At 64.0% G+C, this 11,915-nt stretch carries 12 protein-coding genes; 8 read left to right on the forward strand and 4 right to left on the reverse strand.

Features of this window, described 5'->3' with window-relative positions; translation table 11 throughout:
- Positions 1-73: 73 nt before the first annotated feature.
- Together ACRQ5J_RS12290 and ACRQ5J_RS12295 are read right to left on the reverse strand one after the other, a co-directional pair.
- Positions 74-289: a 2-hydroxymuconate tautomerase family protein gene (locus tag ACRQ5J_RS12290; RefSeq protein WP_432383536.1), complete on the reverse strand. Its 216-nt coding sequence runs from the start codon at positions 287-289 to the stop codon at positions 74-76.
- The gene (locus tag ACRQ5J_RS12295) at positions 277-1,650 is read right to left on the reverse strand and encodes an MFS transporter (RefSeq protein ID WP_432383537.1); all 1,374 of its coding nucleotides are present in this window, start codon (positions 1,648-1,650) and stop codon (positions 277-279) included. Before ACRQ5J_RS12295 ends, ACRQ5J_RS12290 begins: the two co-directional genes overlap by 13 nt.
- A gap of 98 nt (positions 1,651-1,748) precedes the next feature.
- On the opposite strand from ACRQ5J_RS12295, the gene ACRQ5J_RS12300 reads away from it, so the two are divergent.
- Positions 1,749-2,615 (forward strand): LysR substrate-binding domain-containing protein, encoded by an 867-nt coding sequence (locus tag ACRQ5J_RS12300; protein WP_432383538.1) that lies wholly within the window; start codon positions 1,749-1,751, stop codon positions 2,613-2,615.
- A 188-nt stretch (positions 2,616-2,803) separates the two neighbouring features.
- Here the strand turns inward: ACRQ5J_RS12300 and ACRQ5J_RS12305 are convergent, their stop codons facing one another.
- Entirely contained in the window at positions 2,804-3,064 is a 261-nt protein-coding gene (locus tag ACRQ5J_RS12305; protein ID WP_432383539.1) for a hypothetical protein, read from the reverse strand.
- Positions 3,065-3,218: 154 nt separating this feature from the next.
- On the opposite strand from ACRQ5J_RS12305, the gene ACRQ5J_RS12310 reads away from it, so the two are divergent.
- The gene (locus tag ACRQ5J_RS12310; protein ID WP_432383540.1) at positions 3,219-4,202 is read left to right on the forward strand and encodes a ribonuclease T2 family protein; all 984 of its coding nucleotides are present in this window, start codon (positions 3,219-3,221) and stop codon (positions 4,200-4,202) included.
- 6 nt (positions 4,203-4,208) lie between these two features.
- On the opposite strand, the gene ACRQ5J_RS12315 is transcribed toward ACRQ5J_RS12310, so the two are convergent.
- Positions 4,209-4,952 (reverse strand): SDR family oxidoreductase, encoded by a 744-nt coding sequence (locus tag ACRQ5J_RS12315; protein ID WP_432383541.1) that lies wholly within the window; start codon positions 4,950-4,952, stop codon positions 4,209-4,211.
- Positions 4,953-5,061: 109 nt separating this feature from the next.
- On the opposite strand from ACRQ5J_RS12315, the gene ACRQ5J_RS12320 reads away from it, so the two are divergent.
- The 6 genes from ACRQ5J_RS12320 to ACRQ5J_RS12345 all read left to right on the forward strand — a co-directional run bounded on the left by ACRQ5J_RS12320 (position 5,062) and on the right by ACRQ5J_RS12345 (position 11,809).
- Entirely contained in the window at positions 5,062-5,991 is a 930-nt protein-coding gene (locus ACRQ5J_RS12320) for a LysR family transcriptional regulator (RefSeq protein ID WP_432383542.1), read from the forward strand.
- A 47-nt stretch (positions 5,992-6,038) separates the two neighbouring features.
- On the forward strand, positions 6,039-7,109 hold the full coding sequence (locus ACRQ5J_RS12325; RefSeq protein WP_432383543.1) for an SGNH/GDSL hydrolase family protein: 1,071 nt from the start codon (positions 6,039-6,041) through the stop codon (positions 7,107-7,109).
- 199 nt (positions 7,110-7,308) lie between these two features.
- Entirely contained in the window at positions 7,309-7,575 is a 267-nt protein-coding gene (locus tag ACRQ5J_RS12330) for a UBP-type zinc finger domain-containing protein (protein ID WP_432383544.1), read from the forward strand.
- Positions 7,576-7,666: 91 nt separating this feature from the next.
- Complete coding sequence (locus ACRQ5J_RS12335) at positions 7,667-8,629, forward strand: OmpA family protein (RefSeq protein ID WP_432383545.1); 963 nt, start codon at positions 7,667-7,669, stop codon at positions 8,627-8,629.
- Positions 8,629-9,336, forward strand: coding sequence for a hypothetical protein (locus ACRQ5J_RS12340; protein WP_432383546.1), 708 nt, complete (start codon positions 8,629-8,631; stop codon positions 9,334-9,336). The genes ACRQ5J_RS12335 and ACRQ5J_RS12340 overlap by 1 nt, the downstream gene beginning before the upstream one ends.
- Before the next feature lie 100 nt (positions 9,337-9,436).
- Positions 9,437-11,809, forward strand: coding sequence for a beta-L-arabinofuranosidase domain-containing protein (locus tag ACRQ5J_RS12345; protein ID WP_432383547.1), 2,373 nt, complete (start codon positions 9,437-9,439; stop codon positions 11,807-11,809).
- The last annotated feature ends 106 nt before the right edge of the window (positions 11,810-11,915 follow it).

Here is an 11,915-nt window from a genome sequence, read left to right on the forward strand (position 1 = left end):
CGCCGCATTTTCAATCGTGCTGTGCGAATCATAAAAATACTTTTATTTTTCGCACAGCCTGTCCACGACAAGTTTATTTTGCGGCCTCAGCCGCGCGCTTGCGCAGCGTGGTGACGGCGGTGCCGGCCACGCCCCAGTTATCGGTTTCCACTTCGTCGATGATGACGAAGGTGGTGGCCGGGTTCTTGTTGAGCACCTTTTGCAGCAGGTCGGTCACGCCCTGAATCAGTTCCTGCTTTTGCTCGGCGGTGGCGCCTTCATTGGTGATGCGGATATTTACGAATGGCATAGCTTTTCTCCTTGGTTAAAATTGCTTGATACGGCCAGCAGCGCGCCGCCGAGCAGCAGGGCGGTCGAGACGCCCAGCGCAATATGAATGCCCGACAGGATAGCAGCTGTGGCCGGCGTTGCGACCAGCGCGCCGTACACGGCCACGCCCATGGCGCCGCCGACCTGGCGCGCCGTGTTCAATACCGCCGAGGCGGTGCCGCCCTGGCTGCGCTCCACCGAGGCCAGGATGGCGGTGGTCATGGCCGGCACCGCCAGCCCCATGCCGGCCGGGATCAGGGCCAGGCCGGGCAGCATGGCCCAGAAGCCGGCGCTGTCCGAGATGCCGAACACGGCCAGCAGCGCGTAACCGCTGGCGCCGATCAGGCCACCGATAATCATCGGCTGGCGCGAGCCGACGCGGGCTTGCAGCCAGCCGCTGGCGATGTTGGCGAACAAAAAAGTGCCGGTCAGCGGCAGGAAAATCAGCCCGGCGTGCAGCACCGAAAAGCCGCGCACTGTTTGCAGGTAAAAACTGAGAATGAAGATCACGCCGTAGTAGGCGAAGTTGACGAATACGCCGAACAGCACCGCCGGCGTGAAACCGTTCAGCTTGAACAGCCGCAGCGGCAGCATCGGCGCCTTGCTGCGGCGTTCGACCAGCACGAACAGCACGCCGGCCACCAGCGCCACGATGAAGGCGCCGATGACTGCCATATGCGTCAGGCCCAGCGCGTGCACTTCGATCACCGCGCCGATGAAGGCGGTGAGCGCGATGATGGCCAGCACCTGGCCCGGCAGGTCGAAGTGGCGGGCAGGGCCGTGGTGGCGGATCGCCGGCACCACGCGCAGCGTCAGCCAGAAGCCGATGGCGCAGACCGGAATATTCACCCAGAAAATGCTGCGCCAGCCGAAAGCCGACATTAGCACGCCGCCCAGCACCGGGCCGGCCGCAATCGAGACGCCGCCGGCCGCCGTCCACCAGGCGATGGCCTTGGCCAGCATTTTGCGGTCGCCGGCGTAGACGGCGTTGAGAATGGCGAGCGAGCTCGGCACCAGCAGCGCCGCGCCGATGCCTTGCACGGCGCGGGCCAGGTTGAGCGTCAGCGCGTCCGGCGCCACGGCGCAGGCCAGCGAAGCAAGCGTGAACAGCGCGAAGCCGCCGAGGAACACGGCGCGCGAGCCGAAGCGGTCGCCAACCGCGCCGGCCGACAGCAGGAAGACGGCAAAGCCGAGCGTGTAGGCGTCCACCACCCATTGCAGCTGGCTGACGCCGGCCTGCAACTCGCGGCCGATCTCCGGCAACGCCACGTTGACGATGGTGACATCGAGCTGAACGATGATGAAGGCGAAACTGCACGCCAGCAGTATCAGGGGTTGCATGATGATGCTCCGTAAGTCGATGTAGCCAATATAGCCCGGCTTGCGCATCATTAAAAATGAATTATACTGAATCGGTGATTCTTTAATTGAGAACGATGATGGAACTTTCAGCCCTGCGCATCTTTAAAACCGTGGCCGAGGAGGGCGGCGTCACACAGGCGGCGGCGCGCCTGAACCGCGTGCAATCGAACGTCTCCGCCCGGCTGACGCAGCTGGAGGAGTCGCTTGGCGTCAGCCTGTTCCACCGTTCGGGCCGGCGCATGCTGATCACCGAGGAGGGCGCGCGACTGCTGGCGTACACCGAGCGCCTGCTGCAACTGGCCGACGAGGCGCAGCAGGCGATGCGCGGCGACCATCAGCCGTCCGGCCAGCTCAAAATCGGTTCGATGGAAACCACGGCGGCGGCGCGCCTGCCGCTGGTGCTGGGGCGTTTCCACCGCCAGTTCCCACAGGTGGACCTGGTGCTGGATACCGGGCCGACCGATTACCTGGTGCAGGCGGTGTTGAATCACCGGGTTGATGTGGCGCTGGTGGCGGCGCCGGTCGAGCGGCCGGAGCTGGCGCAGTTGCCGGTGTTCGAGGAGGAACTGGTGTTGTTGACCGACAGCCTGCACGGCCCGGTGGCATCGCCGGCCGATGTGGCCAAGCGGACCTTGCTGGGTTTTCGCAGCGGCTGTTCGTATCGGCGGCGGCTGGAGCGCTGGTTCGCCGAGGGGGAGGTATCGCCGGCGCGGATTGCGGAATTTGGGACGTTTGAGGCCATCATCGGCTGCGTGGCCGCCGGGATGGGCGTGGCGATGATGCCGAGAGAAGTGCTCAAGCAACGCGAGCTGGCAAAATCGGTGCGTGTGCACACCTTGCCGGAGGACGTGGCGCGCGTGCAGACCATGCTGATCTGGCGACGGGATATCGCCCAGCACGCAGCGCGTGACGCCTTTGCCGCCGCCTTCGGCGATTTGAAGTAAGGCGCCGCAGCCCGGCGAGCCGCAGCCGCTGAACCGAAGCTCAATGCGTCGAAGCTCAATGCGTCGAAACCCGGCGAGTCGAAGCCCAATGCGCCAAGGCCCAGTGAGCCGAAGCCCAATGAGCCGGATCAGCCGAATCGCGGCGCGCCGAAGGCTGGCGGCGCGCCGCTAACCTTCAGCCCTGCGGCTTACTTGCCTGGTGGCGGCGGTTCGGTCGCTGGCGGCGTAGTGGTGGCCGGTGCGTTCGGGTCAGGCTGCGTGGTGGTCGCGCCGCCTTCAGTAGTTGGGGTGGCCGCTGGCGGAGTGACCGGAGCTGGCGTTGCCGCTGGCGCCGGGGTCGCTTCCGGCACTGGTGGCGGATCGACTTCTTTCTTCTGGCAGCCGCTGATGAAGGCGGCGGTAGCGATCAGGGCACAAGCGAACTTACCAGTGAGATGGAATTGTTTCATATTGGACTCCTCGGTTGGATGACTCGAATTGTCATGTTACCCATTCCTGAGGCTGCGCCCTATCGGCGTGTTTGCACTCGGCTTGTAGGACTACTGCCCGTGTGATGGCCTCCGGTACAATATTGGCATCCAGATCAAATTCCAAAGGGAAACTATGCGTGTTTACATCGCGGCAGCGCTGCTGGCTTTTACCGCGCTGGGCGTCAGCGCCAGCGAGTCCGCCAGCGGCAGTTTTACCGCCAGCAAAAGCTGCGAAGCGTATTCCTCCTTCGCCAAGCGCAGCAATCCGGGCAATGTCAGCATCACCGCCGGCGCCTCCTACACCGTCCGCGAAATCAACAAGGCGGACTACGACTGGGTGCGCATCGACGTGCCTGGCGCCGAACCCAAGCTGCGCTGGGTGCAGCGCGAATGCGGCAAGCCCGAGCTGGAGCCGCGTGAGGATCGCGCCGACCGTGGCAACCGCGCCGCGCGCGGCGGCGAAGTCTGCTCGCTGCCTAACCAGCAGGACAGCTACGTGCTGGCCATCACCTGGCAGCCCGGCTTCTGCGAACACGTCAACTACAAAGGCAAAAAGCCAGAATGCGACGCCATGAACGGCGGCAAGCTGGAGGCGAAGAACCTGAGCCTGCACGGCCTGTGGCCGAACAAGAAGGAGTGCGGCACCAACTACGGCAGCTGCAACGGCCCGGCCTTCTCGGTCAGCAAGGAAACCATCGACAAGGTGGCGCCGTGGATGCCCAATTTCTACTTCGAGCGCACGTTCGGCGCGTATGAGTGGAACAAGCATGGCAAATGCCAGTCGCTGCCGCCGGACGAATACTTCATCAAGGCCGTGTCGGCCGTGCGCGTGGTGAACGATTCGGAAGTGGGCAAGATCGTCCTCGGCAGCACTGGCAAGAGCTTCCGCGTGAACGACTTCTTCGACCGCGTGAAAGCGCGCTACGGCGACCAGGTGGCCAACAGCATTACGCTGGTGTGCACGCAGCGCAAATATTTGCAGGAGATCCGGGTAGCGCTGCCGCTGGACTTCAGCACCGACCGCGATCTGCCGCAGATGGTCGGCAACGCCAAGGCGGCCGGCGGCCGCACCGCCAACTGCGCCGACGAAATCTACGTCGAAGCAGCTGGCAAGTAATCCCGCTCAGGCCGCGAAGCCGCCGTCGATCAGCAGGTCGGCACCGGTGACGAAGCCCGCTTCCGGCCCGGCAAGGTAGGACACCATGGCTGCCACTTCGTCGGCCGTGCCGTGGCGTTTCAGCGCCATCAGGCCATGCATGCCGGTGGCGAAATCGCTGTCGGCCGGATTCATATCCGTGTCCACCGGGCCGGGCGCGATGTTGTTGACGGTGATATTGCGTGCGCCAAGGTCGCGCGCCATGCCCTTCACCAGGCCGACCAGCGCCGACTTGCTCATCGCGTAGGCCGCGCCGCCCTCAAACGGCATCCGTTGCGCATTGGTGCTGCCGATGTTGATGATGCGGCCGCCGTCTTTCATGTGCCTGGCCGCTGCCTGCGAGGCGACGAATACGCCGCGCACATTCACCGCCAGCGTGCGGTCGAAATCGGCCAGCGAGAATTGTTCGACCGGGCCGAGATGCAGCACGCCGGCGCTGTTGACCAGGATGTCCAGGCGGCCGTAGCGCGCGGCCACGGTGTCGATGGCATTGGTCAGCGCGGCGGCGTCCGAGGCGTCGGCCTTGATGGCGAACGCTTCGCCGCCGGCAGCCTTGATTTCCTCCACCAGCGCTTCGGCGGCGATGGCCGATGCCGCGTAGCCGATGGCGACCCTGGCTCCTTCGCGCGCCAGGCGGCGGGCGGAAGCGGCGCCGATGCCGCGCGAACCGCCGTTGATGAAAGCGACCTGGCCGTTGAATTTGGTGTTCATGATGTTTTCCTTTCGGGTTGGTTGATGAACACAGTATGGTCTGGACCGGCTGATCTTTGTAGTCATACAATGGCGTGTACAGTTTCAACCATTGGTATAAGATGGACGCATGTTCACCGAATTAAGCAGCTATCTCGACGCCTTCATCGCCTCCGCCGACGAGGGCAGCTTCTCCGCGGCCGCGCGCCGGCTGGGACTGACGCCGGCCGCCGTCAGCAAAAGCGTCAACCGCCTTGAATTGCGGCTCGGCGTGCGCCTGTTCCAGCGCAGCACCCGCAGCCTGTCGCTGACCACCGACGGCGAGCGCCTGTACGGGCAGGTGCGGCTGCCATGGAGCGAGATCGGCGATGCGTTGACGGACCTGAGCCAGGGCGCGGGCAAGCCTGCAGGCACGCTCAAGGTGGCGCTGGCGCATACGGTCGGCCGGACCTACTTTGTGCCGCTGCTGGAGGAGTTTGTGCGCCGCTATCCTGACGTGGTGCCCGACCTGTATTTCGATAACCGCCAGGTCGATTTGATCGCCCAAGGTTTCGACGTCGCCATCGGTGGCGGTATCGAACTGACCGACGCGCTGATCGCGCGCGAACTGGCGTCGATGCATATCGTGCTGGTGGCGTCGCCTGCGTATCTGAAGGCGCATGCGGCGCCGTCGCAGCCGCAGGAACTGGCGCGGCATCGCGGCCTGTTGCGGCGCTCCCTGAGCACCGGACGGCTGACCCCTTGGACTTTGAAGAACGCTGCCGGGCAGGAGGTGGTCGCCAGCGTGCGGCCAGTGGCGGTGATGGACGATCCGGAAGCGCTGGCGCGCGCCGCCGCCGACGGCATGGGCATCGCCATGCTGCCGCTGGCGCATGTGTTGCCGTTGCTGGACAGTGGACAACTGGTGCGCGTGCTGCCGGCGTGGCACGCCGAAACGCGTTCGCTGTCGATCTACTATTCCAGCCGCAAGCTGGTGCCGGCCAAGGTGAGGGTGTTCGTGGACTACATCGTGGAGCAGTTCCGCGCCAGCGGCTACGCGTCACGTTTTCGCGGCGCGTAGCGGTGTGATGTATGCTGCGATGAATTTAACATGACAGGGACATATCGATGAAGTTCAGGTTTGCATTGGTGGCATTGCTGTTGACGGGGCAGGCGTTTGCGGGCGTGTCCATCGCGCCGGATAACGCGCAGTTGCAGTACACGGGCCGCATCGACTTTGCCGACCGCGCGCGCCCCATGCTGTCGTGGCCCGGCACCAGCATCGCCGGCAATTTCAGCGGCGGCAGCCTTGCCGTCAAACTGGACGACCAGCAGGGCAAGAACTTCTTCAATGTGTTTATCGACGCTGACTACACCCGCCCGGTGGTGATCGAGGCGAAGCAGGGCAGCACCACCTACCCGGTCGCCAGCGGCTTGAAACCGGGCGCGCACAGCTTCCTCATCACCAAGCGCACCGAGGGTGAGGAGGGCGGCACTGTCTTCCGGGGACTGGAGCTGGCCGATGGCGGCGCGCTGCTGCCACCGCCGCCGCGCAAGAAGCGGCGCATCGAATTTTTCGGCGACTCGATCACCACCGGCATGGGCAACGAATCGCCGGACGATGGGCCGGACCATCTGCTAAAGGACAAGAATAATTTCATGTCCTACTCGTCGATCACGGCGCGCGCGCTGGACGCGGAGGCGCATATCATTTCGCAAAGCGGCATTGGCGTGATGGTCAGCTGGTTCCCGTTCACCATGCCGGACTTCTACGACCAGCTTAGCGCGGTGGGCAACAACGACAGCAAATGGGATTTCAAGTCGTGGACGCCGGATGTGGTGGTGGTCAACCTGTTTCAGAACGATAGCTGGCTGATCGACCGTGAGAAGCGTTTGTCGCCGGTGCCGGCGGATGGTGAGCGCATCGCGGCTTACCGCGTGTTCGTGCAGAAGATCCGCGCGCTGTACCCTGACGCTTACATCGTCTGCGCGCTGGGCAGCATGGATGCGGTGAAGGAAGGCTCCAGGTGGCCGGGCTATGTGCGCACGGCGGTGGACCAGATGCGGCAGCAGGGCGACCAGCGTATCGACACCATCGTCTTCCCGTGGAATGGGTTTGGCGGCCATCCGCGCGTCAAGCAGCACCAGGCCAATGCCGCGCAACTGACGGCGTTGATTCGCGAGAAAATGGGCTGGTGAGCTAACCGCCGTTCAGCCCCCGCTCGTCATTCCCGCGAAGGCGGGAATCCATAGAGCGTCTCAGAGCACATTCAGCATGGATTCCCGCCTTCGCGGGAATGACGGCGGGGCGGGCGGGGGGCAGGGACGGCCACTAACCGAACGGGAGATTCCCCGCCGTGACCGCGCGCTAGACTGAACCTTTTTCCAGGAGGCCGCAATGGGCGATCAATGCCAGCACTTCAACCAGATTCACACGCATCACGCCAACACCAACGGCTGCGAGGAGTGCCTGAAAAGCGGCGACCGCTGGGTACATCTGCGCGTATGCCTGAGCTGCGGTCATGTCGGCTGCTGCGACCAGTCGCCCAACCGTCACGCCACCAAACATTTTCACAGCACCGGCCACGCCATGATGCGCTCCGGGGAGCGTGGCGAATCGTGGGGCTGGTGCTATATCGACCGCGAGATGTTTGACCCGATCTGACGCAACGGTGCGCACCCAAGACGTTGCCACTGTTACATTAAAGGCAATTTGTCTTCAAAGGGACCCTATGCGCACTAACCACCTCCGCGGATTGCTGACGCTTGTTCTGTCGCCTGTCGCATTCAGCGTGCATGCCGCCGATTTCAACATCGATTACAAGGGCAGCGCCGATCATCCACTAGTCTCGCGCTACAAAGGCTCTGTGTTGTACATGACCGGCGAGGAGCGTCTGGCCCAGGCCCCTGTGCTGGTTGCTGTCAAGGACCAACCGGTGCCCAAGACGGTGGAGGGGCGGATCAGCAATCGCTGGTATCTTTCGCCCAAGGGCGTGACGGCGCTGGAGGTGTACCGCAACTACCGTCAGGCATTGAGCAGCGCCGGCTACGAGGTGCTGTACGCTTGCGAACTGGCGCAATGCGAAAAGCCGGACACGCAGGATAAGGTCAAGGAGTTTCCACGTAAGGCGCGCTGGGTGAAAGGCGATGCGCATATCGACAGCACATTCAACAGCGGCAACCAGCCAGGGTTCAGCTATTTCAGCATGAGCAAAACCGGACCGGAAGGCGTCACCTACATCCAGCTTGGGACCAGCACCGGCAGCGGCTCGTTGGCCGACCGCACGCGCGTGTTCCTGCAGATTATCGAGCCGCAGCAAATGCAATCGAATATGGTCACCGTCGGCGCCCGGACGATTGGCGACGGCCTTCAGCGCGACGGCAAGATCGCGCTGTACGGCGTGCTGTTCGACACCAACAAAGCAGAGATACGCGAACCATCCGCCGCGCAGCTGAAGGAAATGGCGGATGCGCTGAAGGCGTCACCTAAGCTTAAAGTCTACATCGTCGGCCATACCGATAGCGATGGCGATCTGGAAGCCAATCTGGCGCTGTCGCAAAAGCGCGCGCAGGCGGTCGTCGCGGCGCTGACCAAAACCTACGGCATCGCCGCCGAGCGTCTCAACGCGCGCGGTGTGGCCAGCCTGGCGCCGGTCGCCAGCAATGCCGCCGAAGCGGGGAAATCCCGTAACCGCCGGGTAGAAATGGTGGTGCGATGATGAGCAAACCGACGTATGCGGCAGCCCTGATCGCCATCGCCGGCGCCGTTCATGCGGCGAATGACTTCACGCCACCCCCGGGCCTGTATCGGGTGGACACCGATAACACGATGACCAGCGGCGGCGGCAATCCGGTATCCGTGCAAATGCGCGAGAGCGGCGCCACCGGGAGCGTCACCCGCACTGGGAGCGTCAACGGCGTCCCGCGCAGCACGCAGCAATATCAGGGTGAAGGTCAGGTAACGGTGTGTGTGCAAGCAGGGGCGAAGGAACTGCCGGCGCAGATGGCGCAGGCCGGATGCACGTCGGCGCCCGCAGTGGTCAGCGGCGGCGTGGCCACGTTCAAGAGCAGCTGCGGATTTGGCGATGTCATCACCACCATGCGCAAGGTCGACGCCAGGACGTGGGAATCGGTGACGCGGGTGGCGCAGAAAAGCGCGGCCGCCAGCCCGCAGGGCGCCGGCACCATGAGCATGATACGCGCGGGGCTGGAGCGGGCGACGAAAGAAGGGACGCCGGAACAGCGCGCCGAGGCGAAACAGGCGTTGGCGAGTTTTGACAAGGACAAGGAGTCCATCAGCAAAGCGTTTGCCGACAAGGCGGGCGACGCCAGGGCAGCCGGTGTTAATCCGGACGCCGCAATGTTCGAGAACGTCACCACCAGCCGCATGACCCGCATTGCGGATTCCTGCGGTGCGCAGCGTTAGGCGGTTTGTGCAGAATTCGTCATCGTTTATGAAGCTGTAAAACAAGACGCGAGGGACGGTACGGCGTACATTATTGGGATACCAATAATGAAGGGCAGCCATGCGACCATCTCCATCCTTTCACCAGCGCCGATTGATTTTGCAGGGCGCGGCCAGTCTGGGCCTGGCGTCCGGCCTGAATGCAAACGCCGCCACGCCCGGCGGCGCGGTGCCAGAATCTGCCAGGGCGCTGCCGCTATCGTCGGTGCGCCTGCTGCCATCTGCGTACGCCGACGCGGTGCAGGCCAACCAGGCCTACCTGCTGCGCCTGAGCGCGGACCGCTTCCTGCACAACTACCACAAGTTTGCCGGCCTGCCGGTCAAAGGCGCGATCTACGGCGGCTGGGAGTCCGACACCATCGCCGGCGAAGGATTGGGGCACTACCTGTCCGCACTGGCGTTGATGCATGCGCAAACCGGCGCGCCCGCGCTGAAGCCGCGCATCGATTACATCGTGGCAGAATTGGCGCGCGTGCAGCAGGCGCAGGGCGACGGCTACATCGCTGGCTTCATGCGCAAGCGCAAGGATGGCACAGTGGTCGACGGCAAAGAGATCTTCCCCGAAATCACGCGCGGTGAAATCCGCTCGGCGGGCTTTGACCTGAACGGCTGCTGGGTGCCGCTGTATAACTGGCACAAGGTGTTCGCCGGCCTGTTCGACGCGCAGACTTACGCCGCTAACGATCAGGCGCTGCAAGTGGCGATCGGCCTCGCCGGCTATATCGATAAAGTCTTCGCGTCGCTCAACGACGAGCAGGTGCAGCAGGTGCTGAATTGCGAGCATGGCGGCATCAACGAGAGCTTCGCCGAGCTGTATGCGCGCACACAGGACAAGCGCTGGCTGGCGCTGGCCCGGCGCCTGTACCACACCAAGGTATTGCTGCCGCTGACGCAGGGCCGCGACGAACTGGCCAACCTGCACTCCAACACGCAGATTCCGAAACTGCTCGGCCTCGCGCGCCTGCACGAGCTGACCGGCCGCCAGAGCGACGCCGCAGCAGTAGACTTCTTCTGGAAGCGCGTGACGCAACATCACAGCTACGTCATCGGCGGCAATGGCGACCGCGAATACTTCTCGGCCCCGGACACCATCGCCGCCCACATCACCGAGCAGACCTGCGAAGCCTGCTGCAGCTACAACATGCTGAAGATGACGCGCCACCTGTATAGCTGGGCGCCGGACGCCGCCTATTTCGATTACTACGAGCGCACGCACCTGAATCACATCCTGGCGCACCAGAATCCTCGCACCGGCATGTTTACCTATATGACGCCGCTGATGTCCGGCGTGGCGCGCGAGTATTCGAGCGAAGAGAATGACTTCTGGTGCTGCGTGCTGTCCGGCATGGAGAGCCACGCCAAGCACGGCGACTCGATCTATTGGGAGAATGGCGACACGTTGTTCGTTAACCTGTACATTCCTTCGACGGTGGAGTGGAAGGGTACTGGCGCAAAGCTGGAGCTGAACACGCGCTATCCGTATGAAGGCGATGTCGATCTGAAGCTGCGCGGCCTGGCCAGCCAGCGCCAGTTCACGTTGGCGCTGCGTATCCCGGCGTGGGCAGGCAAGCATGCGGTGCTGGTCAACGGTAAGCCGCTCGCCGCACCGCTGGAGAAGGGCTATGCGCTGATCCGCCGCCGCTGGAAGGCCGGCGATACGGTGCGCCTGTCGCTGCCGCTGGACCTGCGGCTGGAATCGGCCGCCGGCAACGACAAGGTGGTGGCGCTGCTGCGCGGACCGATGGTGCTGGCGGCCGATCTGGGCGCGGCCGATAAGCCGTACAGCGGCGTGGCGCCAGCGCTGGTGGGCGCCGATATTCTCGGCGCATTCGCGGCGGCCGACAAAAGCAAGGCCGTGTACCGCAGCGTGGGCACCGGCCGGCCGGGCGATATGAAGTTTGCGCCGTTCTTCGCGTTGTATGAGCGGCGCGCGGCGGTGTACTTCAATGCTTACAACGAAGCGGAATGGGCGGCCTCGGAGGTCGCCTTCCGCAAGGAGGAGGCGCGCCTGAAAGACCTGGCCGAGCGCTCGGTGGACGTGATGCACCTCGGCGAAATGCAGCCGGAGCGCGATCATGACCTGCAATCGGACATCTCGTATCCGGTTTCCTATCGCGGCCGCAACGGCCGCGACGCGCGCACTGGCGGCTACTTCAGCTTCCGCATGAAGTGCGCCAGCGGGCCGCTGGTGCTGCAAGCCAGTTACTGGGGCGAGGAGCGCAACCGCGATTTCCACATCAGCGTGGACGGCGAACGGATTGCGCGCGTCAAGCTCGATGGCGGCCATCCGGGGGTATTCATCGACCGTGAGTATCCGGTGCCGGAGCGGCTTACTGCCGCCAAGAGCAGCGTGGTGGTGCGCTTCGATCCGGAACCGGGACACACCGCCGGTCCGGTGTTCGGCGTGCGCCTGTTTACCACGACGCCAAAGTAACGTCATTCCCGCGCAGGCGGGAATCCATAGAACGCCTGCTCATCGATGCAGCATGGATTCCCGCCGGCGCGGGAATGACGGCGGGTGGCGGGGCGTCCAACTTTTC

Source organism: Duganella sp. P38 (assembly GCF_050859475.1).
GTDB lineage: Bacteria > Pseudomonadota > Gammaproteobacteria > Burkholderiales > Burkholderiaceae_D > Rugamonas.

Excerpts from the sequence above, each read along its gene's own strand:
- ACRQ5J_RS12290 (WP_432383536.1), bottom strand. The coding sequence starts at position 289 with ATGCCATTCGTAAATATCCGCATCACCAATGAAGGCGCCACCGCCGAG.
- ACRQ5J_RS12295 (WP_432383537.1), bottom strand. The coding sequence starts at position 1,650 with ATGCAACCCCTGATACTGCTGGCGTGCAGTTTCGCCTTCATCATCGTT.
- ACRQ5J_RS12300 (WP_432383538.1), top strand. The coding sequence starts at position 1,749 with ATGGAACTTTCAGCCCTGCGCATCTTTAAAACCGTGGCCGAGGAGGGC.
- ACRQ5J_RS12305 (WP_432383539.1), bottom strand. The coding sequence starts at position 3,064 with ATGAAACAATTCCATCTCACTGGTAAGTTCGCTTGTGCCCTGATCGCT.
- ACRQ5J_RS12310 (WP_432383540.1), top strand. The coding sequence starts at position 3,219 with ATGCGTGTTTACATCGCGGCAGCGCTGCTGGCTTTTACCGCGCTGGGC.
- ACRQ5J_RS12315 (WP_432383541.1), bottom strand. The coding sequence starts at position 4,952 with ATGAACACCAAATTCAACGGCCAGGTCGCTTTCATCAACGGCGGTTCG.
- ACRQ5J_RS12320 (WP_432383542.1), top strand. The coding sequence starts at position 5,062 with ATGTTCACCGAATTAAGCAGCTATCTCGACGCCTTCATCGCCTCCGCC.
- ACRQ5J_RS12325 (WP_432383543.1), top strand. The coding sequence starts at position 6,039 with ATGAAGTTCAGGTTTGCATTGGTGGCATTGCTGTTGACGGGGCAGGCG.
- ACRQ5J_RS12330 (WP_432383544.1), top strand. The coding sequence starts at position 7,309 with ATGGGCGATCAATGCCAGCACTTCAACCAGATTCACACGCATCACGCC.
- ACRQ5J_RS12340 (WP_432383546.1), top strand. The coding sequence starts at position 8,629 with ATGAGCAAACCGACGTATGCGGCAGCCCTGATCGCCATCGCCGGCGCC.
- ACRQ5J_RS12345 (WP_432383547.1), top strand. The coding sequence starts at position 9,437 with ATGCGACCATCTCCATCCTTTCACCAGCGCCGATTGATTTTGCAGGGC.